The following is a 16,695-nucleotide window of genomic DNA, read 5'->3' on the forward strand; positions in this document are numbered from 1 at the left end:
CGTGCAACCAGGTTCGAAAGAGGGTCCGCCCGCGTGGTCGCAGGTACCGGCACGTTGCTCAACGTCACCACGATCCTCGTGGGCACCGCCGCCGGTGCTGCCCTCGGCGACCGGCTGCCGCGGCGTACCCGCGACGTCGTCACCGACGGCCTCGGCCTCGTGACGATCCTGCTCGGCGGGCTCAACGCGGTGGCGGTGCGCGACGAGGCGCTGCGCGCCGACGTCGGCGGCAGCGCCCCGCTGCTCGTCGTCCTGGGCGCCGTCCTCCTGGGCGGGGTGGTGGGCTCCCTGCTCGACCTCGAGGGGCGGCTGGCGGGCGCCGGGGAGCGCCTCAGACGTACGCTGCACCGCCTCGCCGGGCACGCCGACCCCTCGCGCGAGCGCTTCGTCGAGGGCTTCGTGACGGCCAGCCTGGTCTACTGCATCGGCCCGCTGGCGATCCTGGGGGCGCTCGACGACGGGCTCGGCCGCGGCATCAGCTCGCTGGCGGTGAAGTCCAGTCTCGACGGCGTCGCGTCGGTGGCCTTCGCGGCCTCGCTCGGGTGGGGCGTCGCCTGTGCCGCGCTCCCCGTGCTGCTGCTGCAGGGCGGCGTGACGGCGCTCGGCGCCACCCTGGGCGACGTGGTGCCCGGCTCCGACATCAGCGCGATGACCGCGACCGGCGGGCTGCTGCTCGTGGGGGTGGGGCTGCGACTGCTGCGGGTGCGCGACGTGCCCGTCGCCGACCTGCTGCCCGCGCTCGTGGTGGCCCCGGTGCTGGTCGAGGTGGTCGCGGCGCTCCGGTGAGCCGCGACGACCTCGACCGCGTCGTCCCGGGGCGGTCAGGCGGAGACGTCGCCGCCGAGGTAGGCGGCGCGCACCGACGGGTCGTGCAGCAGCTCGCGGCCGGTGGCGCTGCGCACCACGCGACCGGTCTCGAGGACGTAGGCGCGGTCGGCGAGCGCGAGCGCCTGAGAGGCGTTCTGCTCGACCAGCAGCACGGTGACGCCCTGCTCGTTGATCTCCTTGATGATCTGGAAGATCAGCTGGATGACCTTGGGCGCGAGGCCCATCGAGGGCTCGTCGAGCAGCAGCACCTTGGGCTGGGCCATGAGCGCGCGGCCGATGGCGAGCATCTGCTGCTCGCCGCCGGACAGCGTGCCCCCGGCCTGGTCCTTGCGCTCGGCCAGCCGCGGGAACAGCGTGAAGACGCGGTCGATGTCGGCCTTGAGCTCGTCCTTGCGGATGTAGGCGCCCATGTAGAGGTTCTCGAGCACCGTGAGGCCCGGGAAGACGCCGCGGCCCTCGGGTGCCTGGCAGAGCCCGAGCGCGACGCGCTTGTGCCCCGGCACCCGCGTGATGTCCTGGCCGCGCAGGCGGATCGCGCCCTTGGTCACCGCACGCAGGCCCGACACCGTCTTCAGGGTGGTGGTCTTGCCCGCGCCGTTGGCGCCGATCAGCGCGACGATCTCGCCCTCGGCGACGTCGACCGAGATGCCCTTGAGCGCCGCGATCTTGCCGTAGTAGACGGAGATGTCGTCGATCTCAAGCAGCATCTGTGGGCACTCCCAGGTAGGCCTCGATGACCCGCGGGTCGTTCTGCACCTCGGCGGGCAGCCCCTCGGCGATCTTCTGGCCGAAGTCCAGGACCGCCACGCGGTCGCTGATGGTCATGACGAGGCTCATGTCGTGCTCGATGAGCAGCACGGCGACTCCGGTGTCGCGGATGCGGCGGATCAGCGCCTGCAGCTCGACCTTCTCGGCCGGGTTCATGCCGGCGGCTGGCTCGTCGAGCAGGAGCAGCTTGGGCTCGGTCGCCAGCGCCCGGGCGATCTCCAGCCGGCGCTGGTCGCCGTAGGAGAGGTTCTTCGAGGTCTCCTCGGCCACCCGGCGGATGCCGACCAGCTCGAGCAGCTCGAGCGCCCGCGCCTTGCCGTCGCGCTGCTCCACGCGGTGCAGCGGTAGGCCGAGGATCGCGCTGATGGCACCGGTCTTGTGGCGCGCGTCGGCACCGACCATGACGTTCTCGAGCGCGGTCATGTTGCCGAACAGGCGGATGTTCTGGAACGTCCGGGCGATGCCGCGGCGGGTCACCAGGTGCGGCGCCCCGCTGGGCAGCTGCTCCCCCATGAACGTCAGCGTGCCGCTGGTGGCGGTGTAGACCCCGGTGGTCACGTTGAACGCCGTGGTCTTGCCCGCGCCGTTGGGTCCGATGAGGGCGAAGATCTCGCCCTCGTCGACGTGCAGGTCGAGCTCGTTGACGGCGGTCAGGCCGCCGAAGCGCATGGTGACGTCGCGCAGCTCGAGCAGCCGGCTCACTCGTCCACCTCCACGTTCTGCACCGCGACCGGGCCGACCTCGGCACCGAGGCTGCCCATGCCGCCGGTGCCCTCTTGCATCTCGGCCCTGCGCTGGCGGTTCGGCAGCAGGCCCTCCGGGCGGAAGATCATGATGAGGACCAGCGCGGCACCGAAGAACAGCTGGCGCCACTCGACGAACTGGCGGAACCGCTCCGGCAGCCAGGCGATGAGGAACGCACCCAGGATGACGCCGGGGATGTTGCCAGAACCACCCAGCACCACTGCGGCCAGGATGAGCGCCGACAGCACGAAGGGGAAGTTGTCGGGCACGATCGCGGTCTGCCGCGAGGCGAACACCGCGCCGCCGGAGCCGGCGATGCCGGCGCCGATGAAGAAGGCGGCCAGCTTGAACTTCAGGGTCGGCACGCCCATCAGCTCGGCGGCGTCCTCGTCCTCGCGGATCGCGGCCCACGCCCGCCCGACGCGGCTGTCCTCCAGCCGCTTCGCGATCAGGATGATCAGCACGATCAGGACGACGATGACGTACCAGTAGGCCTTCGCCTTCAGCGCACCGAACTCGAGGGTGTCGCCGACGTTCGGCGGGCGCGGGATCTGCGAGATGCCTCGAGGACCACCCAGCCAGTCGGTGTTGTTGGCGGTGACGCGGATGATCTCACCGAAGCCGAGGGTGACGATGGCGAGGTAGTCGCCGCGCAGGCGCAGCGTCGGAGTGCCGAGCAGCAGGCCCGCCGCCATCGAGAGGACGACACCGACGACCAGGGCGGGCCAGAACGACCAGTCGTACTTGGTCGTCAGGACGCCGACGGTGTAGGCGCCGATCGCGAAGAACGCGACGTAGCCGAGGTCGAGCAGGCCGGCGTAGCCGACGACGACGTTGAGCCCGAGCGCCATGACGATGTAGAGGCCGATGGGGTAGACCAGCACGCCGCCCCAGTCGTTCTGGGGACTCATGACGTTGGCGATGCCCGGCACCGACGGGAGCCACAGCGCCACGACGAACAGCAGGAGGTACGCGGCCCACCGCACCGCCGCGGGCACGCGGTCCCAGCTCGGCAGGGACGGCCGACGGCCGCCCCGCGTCGTGGACCCGCTGACGAGGGTGCTCATGCCTTCGACCTCCCCATGGACTCGCCCAGCAGACCAGTGGGCCGGAACAGCAGGACCAGGACCAGGATGGAGAACGTGATGACGTCCTTCCACTCGGCGCCGAAGATGCTCGCGCCGTAGTTCTCCATCAGCCCGATCGACAGCCCGCCGAGCAGGGCTCCGCGCAGGTTGCCGATGCCGCCGAGCACCGCGGCGGTGAACGCCTTGATGCCGAGCACGAAGCCGATGAGGTTCTTGGTCTGCTCGAAGTAGACGACGTAGAGGGCGCCGGCGAGGCCGGCCATCGCGCCGCCGATGAGGAACGTCAGCACGATCACGCGGTCGATGTTGACGCCCATGAGGACGGCGCTCTCGCTGTCCTGCGCGGTCGCGCGGATGCCGCGCCCGAGGCGCGTCTTGTTCACGAAGCGGTCGAGGACCAGCATCATGAGGATCGCGGCGACGAAGACCAGCAGCTTGTCGGCACGGACGATGCCGTCGCCGATGTGGAACAGCGTGGACTTCTTCAGCACGCGGTCGGTGTTGATGTAGTCGCGACCGGTGAGGTGGATCGCGCCGTTGTGGATGCGGGCCGCGAAGAGCTCCTGGAGGAACAGGCTGGCGCCGATCGCGGAGATCAGGGCGGCGAGCCGGTTGCTCCCCCGGTTGCGCAGCGGCCGGTAGGCCACCCGCTCGAGGACGACCGCGCTCGCGCCGGCCGCCAGCATGCCGGCGGCGGTGGCGCAGAGCAGCACCGCCACGAGCAGGAACCCCGTGGCGGGGGCGTCGAGCCCGAACATCGACACGGTGCCGAGCGCGGCGAACGTGCCGATCATGAAGATCTCGGAGTGCGCGAAGTTGATCAGGCGCAGCACGCCGTAGACGAGGGTGTAGCCGAGCGCCACGAGGGCGTAGATCGAGCCGATGGTCAGCCCGTCGATGGTTGACGACCAGAACTGGTCGACGAAACCGCTCACAAGAGTTCCTCCGTGGACCCCGGCTGCGGGCCGGGTCCGGAACCAGGGACCCGGCGCACCACCGTGGCGGTGCGCCGGGTCATGGGGTCAGGGCCTTGCGGACGACCGCGAGGGGACTACTGCGGCTTGGCCGTCTTGTAGTCGCCCAGCGCGATGATCTTGCCGTCCTTGACCTCGTGCATGTAGACCGAGCCGGAGGTCAGCTCGCCCTTGTCGTCCCACTTGATGGGCTTGGAGATGCCCTTGAAGTCCTCGGTGCTGAGGAAGGTGTTGATGTCGGCGGGCGAGGTCTTGCCGGCCTGCAGCGCCTTGATGAACGCGGTGGCCGCGTCGAAGCCCTCGGCCGAGTAGGTGGCCGGGCCGGTGCCGTAGGCCTTGGTGTAGTCGTCGATGAACTTCTGCACGGCCGGGTCGTCGGACGCGGTGGCCAGCACGCAGGTGCAGGACAGGAACGCGCCCTCGGCCGCGTCCTTGCCGCCGTCGATGAACTTCTGGTCGAGCGTTCCGTCGCCCGAGACGAACTTCGCGGTCACGCCGCCGTCGCGGAGCTGCTTGACGAACTTCGCCGCCTCGGCGTAGTAGCCGCCGTAGAAGATCGCGTCCGGGTTGGCGGACTTGATCTTGCTGACGGTCGAGGAGTAGTCGTCGGCCTTCGGGTCGATCGAGTCGCGGGGGCTGGCCGCCGAGCCGATCGTCTTGGCGACGACGTCGGCGAGGCCCTTGCCGTACTCGCTCTGGTCGTCGATGACGGCGACCTTCTTGGCGCCGAGCGGGCCGGTGATGAAGCCCGCGACGCCGGGGCCCTGCACGTCGTCGTTCGCGAGGACGCGGTGCCAGAACTTCCAGCCGTTGGCCGAGAGCGTGGCGTTGGTGGCCGAGGCGGAGATGTTGGGGATCCCCGCCTCCTCGAGCGTCGGGACGGCGGTCTTCGACTCGCCGGAGAAGGCCGGGCCGATGACGCCGACGACCTTGTCGGAGGCGACCTTGGGCGCCAGCGACGTGGCCTGGGCGGGGTCGCCCGCCGTGTCGTAGTCCTTGAGCGTGATCTTCACCGCGGGGTTCGAGGCGTTGTAGGCGTTGATCGCCACCTCGGCGCCCTGCTTGATGTTGATGCCGAGCTGGGCGTTGGGGCCGGTCAGCGCGCCCATGAAGCCGATGTTGACCGACGAGCCGCCGCCGCCCGTGCCGCCGCTGGCGGCGCTGGAACCGGCGGGCGCGCTGCCCGAGTCGTCGCTGGCGCTGCTGCCGCCACAGGCGGTAACGCCGAGGCTGAGGGCCGCGAGCACCGCGAAGACGGATGCCCCTCGCTGGACGTTGCGCACTGTGTCTCCTTCCTGCGGTCCGGGACACTCCCTGGACCGTTCCTGAACATCGCAACCGGCACGCGGAGCCCCCTGGAGGGCGTGCCGCGCTCCGGGATGCAAGTAGTACCAGCCCCCGGCGCCCCTCACGGCACGCCGCGCACCATTGCAACAAGGTTGTGACACGCGGGAAACACGGGCGGCCGACGCGGCGGTCCCCCGGTCCCGTGCAGACCGCCGCAGACCCGGGCAGGGCGGGCGGCGGGCGTGCCGGCTGCTAGTTGGCCTCGGCCTCGACGGCGGGGGCGCCACCGGCCTCGATGACCGACGCGGCGATCTCGCGCATGGGGGCGCGGCGGTCCATGGCGGTCTTCTGCAGCCAGCGGAACGCCTCGGGCTCGGACAGGCCGAGCGACACCTGGAGCAGGCCCTTGGCCCGGTCGACGAGCTTGCGGGTCTCGAACCGCTCCTGCAGGTCGGCGACCTCGGCCTCGAGCGCCTTGGTCTCCTGGTAGCGGGCGACGGCGAGCTCGATGGCGGGGACCAGGTCGGAGCGCCCGAACGGCTTCACGACGTAGGCCATCGCGCCGGCGTCGCGGGCGCGCTCGACCAGCTCGCGCTGGCTGAAGGCGGTGAGCATGACGACCGGCGCCAGCCGCGCCTCGCCGATGCGGGTCGCCGCGCTGATGCCGTCGAGCTTGGGCATCTTGATGTCGCAGACGACCAGGTCGGGGCGCAGCTCCTCGGCCAGCCGGACGGCCTCCTCGCCGTCGCCGGCCTCGCCGACGACCGTCCAGCCCTCCTCCTCGAGCATCTCGCGCAGGTCCAGGCGGATGAGCGCCTCGTCCTCGGCGATCACGACACGTCGCTGGGTGCTGGGGCTCGGCATGGGACTCCTCCGGGTCGGGCAGCTCGTCGCTCCTGCGGCGCAGCAGCAGCGTGTCGGACAGCGTACTGGTGCGAGCGGGCACCGGCGCCCGGCAGCGTCCGAGCAGCGCTGCACTACGCTGGGCGTCCGCCCGCCGGGGTGGTGGAACGGCAGACACGGAGGTCTCAAAAACCTCTGCCCGCAAGGGCGTGCGGGTTCGAGTCCCGCCCTCGGCACCAGCGACAGCGCCGCCCGGCGGGAGTCCCGCGGGGCGGCGCTGTCGTGCGTGCCGGGGTCGGCTACTGGGCCGGGGCCAGGTCGCCGTAGGCGGGCGCGACCTTGTTGACCGCGTCACCGATCTTGTGCACGCGCATCGAGTTGATCGAGCCCGGGATGCCGGGCGGGGCACCGGCGACGATCACCACGAGGTCGCCCTCCTGCGAGAGCCCGAGCTCGAGCAGCGTCTTGTCGACGTGGAGCACCATCTGGTCGGTGTGCTGGACCATCGGCACCTCGAAGGTGGTGATGCCCCAGGAGAGCGCGAGCTGGCGACGGGTCGCCGAGTCGGGCGTGAACGCGAGCAGCGGGGTCTCGTGGCGCAGGCGGGAGACCCGGCGGGCCGAGTCGCCGCTCTGCGTGAACGTGACCAGGTAGGTCGCACCGAGCGCCTCGGCGACCTCGGCCGCGGCGCGCGTGATGGCGCCCGACTTCGAGTGCGGCCGGCTGGTGAGCGGGCGGATCTCGCCCAGGCCGTTGACCTCGACGGTCTCGACGATCCGCGCCATCGTGGCGACGGTCTCGAGCGCGTACTTGCCGACGCTCGTCTCGCCGCTGAGCATGACCGCGTCGGCGCCGTCGAGGACGGCGTTGGCGACGTCGCTCGTCTCGGCGCGCGTCGGGCGCGAGGCCGAGATCATCGACTCGAGCATCTGCGTCGCGACGATGACCGGCTTGGCGTAGCGGCGCGCGATGTCGACGCAGCGCTTCTGCACCAGCGGCACCTGCTCGAGCGGGAGCTCGACGCCGAGGTCGCCGCGGGCCACCATGATGCCGTCGAACGCGTCGACGATGCCCTCGAGCGCGTCGACGGCCTGCGGCTTCTCGATCTTGGCGATGACGGGGAGGCGGACACCCTCCTCGTCCATGATCCGGTGGACGTCCTCGATGTCCTTGGCGTCGCGCACGAACGAGAGCGCGATCACGTCGGCGCGCAGGTGCAGCGCCCAGCGCAGGTCGGCGATGTCCTTCTCCGACAGCGCGGGGACGCTGACCCCGACGCCCGGCAGGTTGATGCCCTTGGAGTTCGAGACGACCCCGCCCTCGACGACGCGGGTGACGACACGCGGGCCGTCGACCTCGACGACCTCGAGCGAGACGCGGCCGTCGTCGATGAGGATCGGGTCACCGGGGGCGACGTCTCCGGCCAGGCCCTTGTAGGTCGTCGACACGATGGAGGAGTCGCCGTCGACGTCCTCGGTCGTGATCGTGAAGGTGTCCCCCGCGGCGAGCATCACCGGACCCTCGGCGAAGTAGCCGGTGCGGATCTTCGGGCCCTGGAGGTCGACGAGGACGGCGACAGGCATGTCGAGCTCGGCCGAGGCGTCGCGGACCCACTTGTAGCGGGCCTCGTGCTCGGCGTGGTCGGCGTGGCTGAGGTTGAAGCGGGCGACGTTCATGCCCGCCTGGATGAGGGCCTTGATGCGCTCGTACCCGTCGACGGACGGGCCGAGCGTACAGACGATCTTCGCACGGCGCATGGGGCCAAGAGTAGTGAACCCGCGCGGGACGACGACGCCCGGTACCCCCTGCAGGGGCACCGGGCGCCGTCGTCAGCGGGTGTCAGCGAGTGACGAGCTGGGTCACGGGCGCACGTGCGCCGCGTCGAGGCCCACCGCGGCGGCGGCGTCGACGACGCCGTAGCCGAAGAAGCTGTTGTAGTGCGCGTCACCGGTGCAGGTGGCGTTGTAGACGGTCGAGAGCGGTGCGTAGGTCTGCAGCGCCGGCGTGGGGCACGGGGTGTCGGTCGCGGTGCCCAGCAGGACCCGGGCGACCTCCTTGGGCCGCATGGTGAAGTCGGCCTGCGTGCTGCCCTTGCCGTACTGGCTGACGATCAGCGCCGCCACTCCGGCCGCGTGCGGCGAGGCCATCGACGTGCCCTGGAGCCAGCCGTACCAGCCGCAGAGGTGGTAGTCGGTGACCCCGGCCGGGCACTGCTCGATGACCCCGTCGACCACGCCGGCGGGCGTGATGTTGCCCGCGGAGTCGACGTCGCCCTCGGCCTGCATGACCTCGACGGGGTAGGTCGAGAGCACGAGGTTCTCGTTGGTGCGGTAGGCGGGCGTGCCGTAGCCGTCGTAGAAGTCGCCGCCCGGGGCCGCTACGTCGATCTGGCCGAGGCCCCAGTTGGAGAAGTAGGACTTGCGGCCGGACTTCGCGATGTCGGACACCGCGATGACGTTCGGGCCCTGGGTCGGCATCGAGACGCAGGTCGCCGGGTCGATCTGCCGCGCGTGCGGTGCGGCGCCGTAGTCGGGGCTGGACGTGTCGACCGAGGGCGAGGCCAGGTCGGTGTAGTCGTTGCCCGCGGCCGAGACCATGGTCACGTCGTGGTGGTAGGCGTACTTGAGCGCGCGGTTCATCGCCTTGATGATGACGTGCTGCTCGGCCTGCTCGGCCGGGCTGTCGGCCGGGTTCTTCTCGCAGTTGAAGAGCCACGGGTCGACGTAGAACGACATGTTGACCACGTCGATGCCGTTGTCGGCCGCGTAGGTGAGCGCGTCGACGGTCGGCTGCAGGAAGAAGTAGCCGCTGTCCTGGCCGGCGCGCAGGTTGACCAGCGAGACGCCAGGGGCGACGCCGGAGACGCCGAGCCCGTTGGCCGCCGCGGCGATCGTGCCCGCGGTGTGGGTGCCGTGCTCGGCACCGTCGACGTTCGCCGGGTCCTTGCACCCGGCGTACTCGCAGGGGCCGTCCAGGACGACCGGCTCGCCCTTGTCGTCGAGCACCGGCTTGCCGTCCGGCCCGATGACGTTGGGGATGTCGGTCGTGAAGTTGCGCGACAGGGCGGCGTTGAAGTTCGGCGCGATGTCCGGCTGCTTGGCGTCCATGCCGGTGTCGATGTCACCGACGAGCACGCGGGCGTCGCCGGCCTGGACCTGGTGCGCCTGCGCCGCGTGGATCATCGACAGGCCGTAGGACTTCGCGTCGAGCGGGTCCGGCGTCGAGGTGGTCTTGGCGCCCGGGCGCGGGCGCACGTTCTGACGGACGACGGCCTTGCCGAGCTTCGAGGGCTCCTTGGAGGCGCGGCGGGTGGTGGCCGCCTTCGCGAGCGCCGCGCGCGCGGCCTTCTCGACCGACGCCGACGGCGCGACGAGCTTGGAACTCGGCGCGTGGCCGATGGTGATGTCGTGCGCGACGCCGTCGACGAGCCCGGTGCGCTGGAGCGACCGGGCGAAGGCGGCGCGGTCCGACGACACGGTGAGCAGCCCGACGGCCGTGTTGGACGACTTCACGGTGCCGCCGGCCGCCTTCACGGCCTTGGCGACCTTGGACGCCGCGACGCCGTCCTTGGCGAGCACCACGTAGGAGATGGTGGCGGTCCTCGCCGACGACGAGCTGGTCGAGGCGGTCGCGCTCGGCGCGACGGCCAGCGCGGCGGCGCCGAGCGCCACGGCGGAGAGGGCGGAGGCTGCGGTGCGCCTCCGGGACAGTCGATGCACGGGGTCTCCCTGCTAGCGACGGAGCGGAAGCCCGGACACTAGCCCGCGGGGCCGACAGTGGGAAGGCCCCGGGCCGCGCGACTCGCCGCAGACGCTGACGGGACCCCGGCGCACGCGGCGCACGGGGTCCCGTCGTGGTCTGCGGGACGAGGGTCAGACGAGCAGCGGACGCGCCGTCGGCGGGATCGGTCGCGGCAGTTCCGAGGGACCGCCGCGGAGGTACGCGTCGACGCCGTTCGCGCACGCCCGGCCCTCCGCGATCGCCCAGACGATGAGCGACTGCCCGCGGCCGGCGTCGCCGGCCACGAAGACGCCCGGGACGCTCGACGCGTAGGAGTCGTCGCGCACGACGTTGCCGCGCGCGTCGAGCGCGACGCCCAGCTGCTCGAGCAGCGAGCCCTTCTCCGGGCCCACGAAGCCCATCGCCAGCAGAACCAGCTGCGCGGGGATCTCGCGCTCGGTGCCCTCGACCGGCTGGAAGCGACCCTCGACCATCTCGACCTCGACCAGCTGCAGCGCGCGCACCCCGCCCTCGTCGTCGGCGAGGAACGCCTGGGTGTTGACCGCGTACATGCGCTCGCCGCCCTCCTCGTGGGCGGAGGTGACCTTGTAGGTCATCGGCATCGTCGGCCACGGCTGGCTGCCGGGGCGGCTGTCCGAGGGGCGGGGCATGATCTCGAGCTGGGTGATGGAGCGCGCGCCCTGGCGGATGGCGGTGCCGAGGCAGTCGGCTCCGGTGTCGCCGCCGCCGATGATCACGACGTCCTTGCCCTCGGCCGTGACGGGCACCGAGTAGTTCGCGTCGCGGGCGTGGCGGTTGGCGTGCGGGAGGTACTCCATCGCCTGCAGGATCCCGGTGCTCTCGCGGCCGGGGACCGGCAGGTCGCGCCACGCCGTCGCGCCCACGGCCAGCACGACGGCGTCGTAGCGGGCGTAGAGCTCGTCGGCGCTGATGTCGGTGCCGATGGCGATGCCGGTGCGGAACCGGGTGCCCTCGGCCTTCATCTGCGCGATGCGGCGCTCGACGTGGCGCTTCTCCATCTTGAACTCGGGGATGCCGTAGCGCAGCAGGCCGCCCGGCTCGTCGGCGCGCTCGTAGACCGCGACCGTGTGCCCGGCGCGGGTCAGCTGCTGGGCGGCGGCGAGCCCCGCGGGACCCGAGCCGACCACGGCGACGGTCTTGCCGGTGAGCCGGCCGGGGGCCTTGGGCTGGACCCAGCCCTCGTCCCACGCCCGGTCGATGATCGAGACCTCGACCTGCTTGATCGTCACCGGGTCGTCGCCGATGCCGAGCACGCACGCGCTCTCGCACGGCGCGGGGCACAGCCGCCCGGTGAACTCCGGGAAGTTGTTGGTCGCGTGCAGCCGCTCGATCGCCTCGCGCCAGTCGTCGCGCCAGGTCAGGTCGTTCCACTCGGGGATGAGGTTCCCGAGCGGGCAGCCGTTGTGGCAGAACGGGATGCCGCAGTCCATGCACCGGCCGGCCTGCGCGCGCAGGTCGTCGGAGCTCATCTCCTCGTAGACCTCGCGCCAGTCGCGGATGCGCACGTCCACGGGACGCCGCTTGGGGAGCTCGCGCCCCTTCTCCAGGAAACCTCGGGGGTTAGCCACGTGCGGACTCCATCACCATCTCGTCGACGCGCTCGCTGTCGTAGCCCTCGGCCAGGGCCTTGGCGCGCGCCTCGAGGACGCGCTTGTAGTCGCGCGGCATCACCTTGGTGAACCGCGCCAGTGCCGCGTCCCAGTCGGAGAGCAGGCGCAGCGCGACGGCCGACCCCGTCTCCTCGCGGTGGCGCGTGACGAGCAGGCGGAGCAGGTCGGCGTCCTCGCCGTCGAGCTCCTCGATGTCGGCCATGTCGCCGTTGAGCCGCTCGCGGCGCATGTCGAGCACGTAGGCCACGCCGCCGGACATGCCGGCGGCGACGTTGCGGCCGGTCGGGCCGAGGATCACCGCGATGCCGCCGGTCATGTACTCGCAGGCGTGGTCGCCCACGCCCTCGACGACCGCGGTGGCGCCGGAGTTGCGCACGCAGAACCGCTCCCCCACGAGACCGGAGAGGAAGACCTCGCCCGCCGTCGCGCCGTAGAGCGCGACGTTGCCCGCGATGGTGTTGCGCTCGGCGACGAAGGGCGCCGACGCGTCGGGCCGGACCACCAGGCGACCGCCGGACAGCCCCTTGCCGAGGTAGTCGTTGGCGTCGCCGTGCAGCCGGATCGACACGCCCTTGGGCAGGAACGCGCCGAGCGACTGGCCGGCGGACCCGGTGAGCGTGACCGCGATGGTCTCGTCGGGCAGGCCCGCACCGCCGTAGCGCTTGGTCACCTCGTAGCCGAGCATCGTGCCGACCGTGCGGTTGACGTTGCGCACCGGGAGCTCGATGCGCACCGGGCTGCCCGACTCGAGCGCGTCGGAGGCCAGCGCGATCAGCTGGTGGTCGAGCGCCTTGTCGAGGCCGTGGTCCTGGCCGGTCGTGTTGTGCAGCGGCGTCCCCTCGGGCAGGTCGGGCACGTGCAGCAGCGGCGACAGGTCGAGCCCGGAGGCCTTCCAGTGGTCGACCGCGGCCGTGGTGTCGAGCAGCTCGGCGTGGCCGACCGCCTCGAGCACCGAGCGGAAGCCGAGCTGCGCGAGCAGGGCCCGCACCTCCTCGGCGATGTACTCGAAGAAGGTGACCACGAAGTCGGGCGAGCCGTTGAACCGCTTGCGCAGCTCGGGGTTCTGCGTGGCGACGCCGACCGGACAGGTGTCGAGGTGGCAGACGCGCATCATGATGCAGCCCGAGACCACCAGCGGAGCGGTGGCGAAGCCGAACTCCTCGGCGCCCAGCAGCGCGGCGATGACGACGTCGCGCCCGGTCTTCAGCTGGCCGTCGGTCTGCACGACGATGCGGTCGCGCAGGCCGTTGAGCAGCAGGGTCTGCTGGGTCTCGGCGAGGCCCAGCTCCCACGGCGCGCCGGCGTGCTTGAGGCTCGTCAGCGGCGAGGCGCCGGTGCCGCCGTCGTGCCCGGAGATGAGCACCACGTCGGCGTGCGCCTTGCTGACGCCGGCCGCGATGGTGCCGACCCCGACCTCGGAGACCAGCTTGACGTGGACCCGCGCCTCGCGGTTGGCGTTCTTCAGGTCGTGGATGAGCTGGGCGAGGTCCTCGATCGAGTAGATGTCGTGGTGCGGCGGCGGGGAGATGAGCCCGACGCCCGGCGTGGAGTGCCGGGTGCGCGCCACCCACGGGTAGACCTTGTGGCCGGGCAGCTGGCCGCCCTCGCCGGGCTTGGCGCCCTGCGCCATCTTGATCTGGATGTCGTCGGCGTTGACCAGGTAGTCGCTGGTCACCCCGAACCGACCGCTGGCGACCTGCTTGACGGCGCTGCGGCGCACGGGGTCGTGCAGGCGGTCGGCGTCCTCGCCGCCCTCACCGGTGTTCGACTTGCCGCCGAGGCGGTTCATCGCGACGGCGAGGGTCTCGTGCGCCTCCTGGCTGATGGAGCCGTAGCTCATCGCGCCGGTGCCGAAGCGCTTGACGATCTCGGAGACCGGCTCGACCTCGTCGAGCGGCACCGGCGTGCGGCCCTCGGTCTTGAGCTCGAACAGCCCGCGCAGCGTCATCAGCCGCTTGGCCTGGTCGTTGACCCGCTCGGTGTACTGCTGGAAGACGTCGAAGCGGCGCGCCCGGGTCGAGTGCTGGAGGCGGAAGACCGTCTCCGGGTCGAACAGGTGCGGCTCGCCCTCGCGGCGCCACTGGTACTCGCCGCCGACCTCCAGCCGGCGGTGCGTCTGGAACGCGCCGGAGGCGGGGTACGCCTGCCGGTGCCGGCGGTGCACCTCCTCGGCGATGACGTCGAGGCCGACGCCGCCGAGCTTGCTGTGGGTGCCGGTGAAGTAGGTGTCGACCAGCTCGTGCGACAGGCCGAGGGCCTCGAACACCTGCGCGCCGCGGTAGGACGCGACCGTCGAGATGCCCATCTTGCTCATGACCTTGAGGACGCCCTTGCCGAGCGCCTTGACCAGGTTGCGGACCGCCTGCTCGGGCTCGACGCCGGTGACGACGCCCTGGCGGACGAGGTCCTCGACGGTCTCCATGGCCAGGTAGGGGTTGACCGCGGCCGCGCCGTAGCCGATGAGCAGCGCGACGTGGTGCACCTCGCGCACGTCGCCGGCCTCGACGACCAGCCCGGCCTTGAGCCGGGTCTTGGCCCGGATCAGGTGGTGGTGGACCGCGGAGGTCAGCAGCAGCGACGGGATCGCCGCGCGGGTGGAGTCGGAGTCGCGGTCGGAGAGCACGAGGAACTGAGCGCCGGCGTCGATGGCGCGCGAGGCCTCGTCGCAGACCTCCTCCAGCCGGCGGGCCAGCGCCTCGGCGCCGCCGTCGACGTCGTAGAGGCCGCGGATCACGTGCGTCGCGTAGCCGGGCTGCACGCCCGGCAGGTTGATGTGCACGATCTTGGCGAGCTCGTCGTTGTCGATGACCGGGAACGGCACGACGACCTGGCGGCAGTGCTCGGGCGTGGCGGCGAGCGCGTTGAGCTCGGGCCCGATGCTGGCGGCCAGCGAGGTGACGAGCTCCTCGCGGATGGCGTCGAGCGGCGGGTTGGTCACCTGCGCGAACAGCTGGGTGAAGTAGTCGAACAGCAGGCGCGGACGCTCGGAGAGGACCGCGATCGGGGTGTCGGTGCCCATCGAGCCGATCGGCTCGGCGCCGCTGCGGCCCATGGGGGCGAGCAGGATGCGCAGCTCCTCCTCGGTGTAGCCGAACGCGCGCTGGCGCCGGGTCACCGAGGCGTGGGTGTGCACGACGTGCTCGCGCTCGGGCAGCTCGCGCAGGTCGACCGTGCCCTGCTCGATCCACTCGGCGTAGGGCGCCGCGGCGGCCAGGTCGCCCTTGACCTCGTCGTCCTCGACGATGCGCCCGCGCTCGGTGTCGACCAGGAACATCCGGCCCGGCTGCAGCCGGCCCTTGCGCACGACCGTCGACGGGTCGAGCTCGAGCACGCCGGCCTCGGATCCGAGCACGACCAGGCCGTCCTCGGTCACCCAGTAGCGGCCCGGGCGCAGGCCGTTGCGGTCGAGGACCGCGCCGACCAGCGTGCCGTCGGTGAAGCAGACGGCGGCGGGGCCGTCCCAGGGCTCCATGGAGAAGGAGTGGTACTCGTAGAAGGCCCGGCGGGCCGGGGCCATGTCGGCGTCGCCCTCCCACGCCTCGGGGATCATCATGAGCACCGCGTGCGGCAGCGAGCGCCCGCCCAGGTGCAGCAGCTCGAGCACCTCGTCGAAGCTGGCGGAGTCGCTCGCACCCGGGGTGCAGATCGGGCTCAGCCGCGAGAGGTCGCCGGGGACGAGGTCGGACTCGAGCAGGCTCTCGCGCGCGGCCATCCAGTTGCGGTTGCCGCGCACGGTGTTGATCTCGCCGTTGTGGGCGATGAGGCGGTAGGGGTGCGCCAGCGGCCACGACGGGAACGTGTTGGTCGAGAAGCGCGAGTGGACCAGCGCGAGCTCGGTGGCGAAGCGCTCGTCGGACAGGTCGGGGAAGAACTGCTCGAGCTGCGTCGTCGTGAGCATGCCCTTGTAGACGAGGGTGCGCGCGGACAGCGACGGGAAGTAGACGTCGAGCTCGCGCTCGGCGCGCTTGCGCAGGCAGAAGGCGAGCCGGTCGAGCGCGATGCCGCGGGCCTCGCCGTCGGCGGCGGCCACGACCAGCTGGCGGAACTCCGGCATGACGCTGCGCGCGGTGCGCCCGAGGATGTCGGGCGTCGTCGGCACGTCGCGCCAGCCGAGGACGACCAGGCCCTCCTCGGCGGCGATGCGCTCGATGCCGGCGACGGCCTTGGCGCCGTCGTCGCCGTGGGGCAGGAAGCCGGTGCCCACGGCGTAAGCGCCCTTGGCGGGCAGCTCGAAGGGCAGGACGCCGCGCAGGAAGGCGTCGGGCACCTGGGTCAGGATGCCCGCGCCGTCACCGCTGTCGGGCTCGGCGCCCGAGGCGCCGCGGTGGTCGAGGTTGCGCAGCGCGGTGAGCGCCAGCTCGACGATGTCGTGGCCGGCGGTGCCGCGCAGGGTGGCGACCATGGCGACGCCGCACGCGTCGTGCTCGGCGCTCGGGTCGTAGAGACCCTGGGCGGCGGGCAGCGCGGAGTGCGTGCTGAGCATGGGCGAGGGGCTGGGGCGCTGCACGGCAGGCAGAGCCGACGGCACGGTGGCCATGGTCGTCTCCTCCACTGTTAGGGGGGACTGGGGGACGACGTTGGCCCGTAGCGGTCGCGAGGTTACAGCAATGTTGCCGGGGGTGTACGCGCTGTTCGCTTGCAGTTCGGCAACGACTCGGAAGTGGCGGACACCGACCGGGTCACGGTCCTCGGACGTCCTGCGCGCAGCGCTGTGCCGGGCTGCGCAGTCCAAGCGTACGGCCTCCGCGGCCGCGCGCACGACAGCCGGCGGCGCGGGCCGTGGTCGGGCTC

Annotated in this window: 11 protein-coding genes and 1 tRNA gene; 2 read left to right on the plus strand and 10 right to left on the minus strand. The window is 71.8% G+C overall.

The window, feature by feature from the left end; all coding sequences use genetic code 11:
* Window positions 1-33 precede the first annotated feature (33 nt).
* Window positions 34-786, plus strand: coding sequence for a DUF554 domain-containing protein (locus tag CLV35_RS00245; RefSeq protein ID WP_121191419.1), 753 nt, complete (start codon window positions 34-36; stop codon window positions 784-786).
* Window positions 787-821: 35 nt separating this feature from the next.
* On the opposite strand, the gene CLV35_RS00250 is transcribed toward CLV35_RS00245, so the two are convergent.
* The 6 genes from CLV35_RS00250 to CLV35_RS00275 form a co-directional block, all read right to left on the minus strand.
* A complete protein-coding gene (locus tag CLV35_RS00250; RefSeq protein ID WP_121191420.1) occupies window positions 822-1,535 on the minus strand; it encodes an ABC transporter ATP-binding protein in 714 nt (237 codons plus the stop codon).
* Window positions 1,525-2,298: an ABC transporter ATP-binding protein gene (locus CLV35_RS00255; protein ID WP_231121231.1), complete on the minus strand. Its 774-nt coding sequence runs from the start codon at window positions 2,296-2,298 to the stop codon at window positions 1,525-1,527. The genes CLV35_RS00250 and CLV35_RS00255 overlap by 11 nt, the downstream gene beginning before the upstream one ends.
* Complete coding sequence (locus CLV35_RS00260; RefSeq protein WP_121191421.1) at window positions 2,295-3,407, minus strand: branched-chain amino acid ABC transporter permease; 1,113 nt, start codon at window positions 3,405-3,407, stop codon at window positions 2,295-2,297. The genes CLV35_RS00255 and CLV35_RS00260 overlap by 4 nt, the downstream gene beginning before the upstream one ends.
* The gene (locus tag CLV35_RS00265) at window positions 3,404-4,363 is read right to left on the minus strand and encodes a branched-chain amino acid ABC transporter permease (RefSeq protein WP_231121232.1); all 960 of its coding nucleotides are present in this window, start codon (window positions 4,361-4,363) and stop codon (window positions 3,404-3,406) included. Before CLV35_RS00265 ends, CLV35_RS00260 begins: the two co-directional genes overlap by 4 nt.
* Before the next feature lie 116 nt (window positions 4,364-4,479).
* Window positions 4,480-5,685 (minus strand): branched-chain amino acid ABC transporter substrate-binding protein, encoded by a 1,206-nt coding sequence (locus CLV35_RS00270; protein ID WP_121191422.1) that lies wholly within the window; start codon window positions 5,683-5,685, stop codon window positions 4,480-4,482.
* Between the two features lie 256 nt (window positions 5,686-5,941).
* Window positions 5,942-6,553: an ANTAR domain-containing response regulator gene (locus CLV35_RS00275; RefSeq protein WP_121191423.1), complete on the minus strand. Its 612-nt coding sequence runs from the start codon at window positions 6,551-6,553 to the stop codon at window positions 5,942-5,944.
* 132 nt (window positions 6,554-6,685) lie between these two features.
* On the opposite strand from CLV35_RS00275, the gene CLV35_RS00280 reads away from it, so the two are divergent.
* Window positions 6,686-6,771 (plus strand) — tRNA-Leu (locus tag CLV35_RS00280).
* A gap of 60 nt (window positions 6,772-6,831) precedes the next feature.
* Here the strand turns inward: CLV35_RS00280 and pyk are convergent.
* From pyk to gltB, 4 genes are all read right to left on the minus strand, one after another.
* Window positions 6,832-8,289 carry a pyruvate kinase gene (gene pyk, locus CLV35_RS00285; protein WP_121191424.1) on the minus strand — a complete coding sequence of 486 codons (1,458 nt, stop codon included), beginning with the start codon at window positions 8,287-8,289 and terminating at the stop codon, window positions 6,832-6,834.
* Between the two features lie 102 nt (window positions 8,290-8,391).
* The gene (locus CLV35_RS00290) at window positions 8,392-10,251 is read right to left on the minus strand and encodes a S8 family peptidase (RefSeq protein ID WP_231121233.1); all 1,860 of its coding nucleotides are present in this window, start codon (window positions 10,249-10,251) and stop codon (window positions 8,392-8,394) included.
* Between the two features lie 153 nt (window positions 10,252-10,404).
* On the minus strand, window positions 10,405-11,862 hold the full coding sequence (locus CLV35_RS00295) for a glutamate synthase subunit beta (protein ID WP_121191425.1): 1,458 nt from the start codon (window positions 11,860-11,862) through the stop codon (window positions 10,405-10,407).
* Complete coding sequence (gltB, locus tag CLV35_RS00300) at window positions 11,855-16,387, minus strand: glutamate synthase large subunit (protein ID WP_121191497.1); 4,533 nt, start codon at window positions 16,385-16,387, stop codon at window positions 11,855-11,857. Before gltB ends, CLV35_RS00295 begins: the two co-directional genes overlap by 8 nt.
* Window positions 16,388-16,695 lie beyond the last annotated feature (308 nt).

The sequence above is a fragment of the Motilibacter peucedani genome, assembly GCF_003634695.1.
GTDB lineage: Bacteria > Actinomycetota > Actinomycetes > Motilibacterales > Motilibacteraceae > Motilibacter > Motilibacter peucedani.

Coding starts and splice junctions, on each gene's coding strand:
- CLV35_RS00250 (WP_121191420.1), bottom strand. CDS start 1,535: ATGCTGCTTGAGATCGACGACATCTCCGTCTACTACGGCAAGATCGCG.
- CLV35_RS00260 (WP_121191421.1), bottom strand. CDS start 3,407: ATGAGCACCCTCGTCAGCGGGTCCACGACGCGGGGCGGCCGTCGGCCG.
- CLV35_RS00275 (WP_121191423.1), bottom strand. CDS start 6,553: ATGCCGAGCCCCAGCACCCAGCGACGTGTCGTGATCGCCGAGGACGAG.
- pyk (WP_121191424.1), bottom strand. CDS start 8,289: ATGCGCCGTGCGAAGATCGTCTGTACGCTCGGCCCGTCCGTCGACGGG.
- gltB (WP_121191497.1), bottom strand. CDS start 16,387: ATGCTCAGCACGCACTCCGCGCTGCCCGCCGCCCAGGGTCTCTACGAC.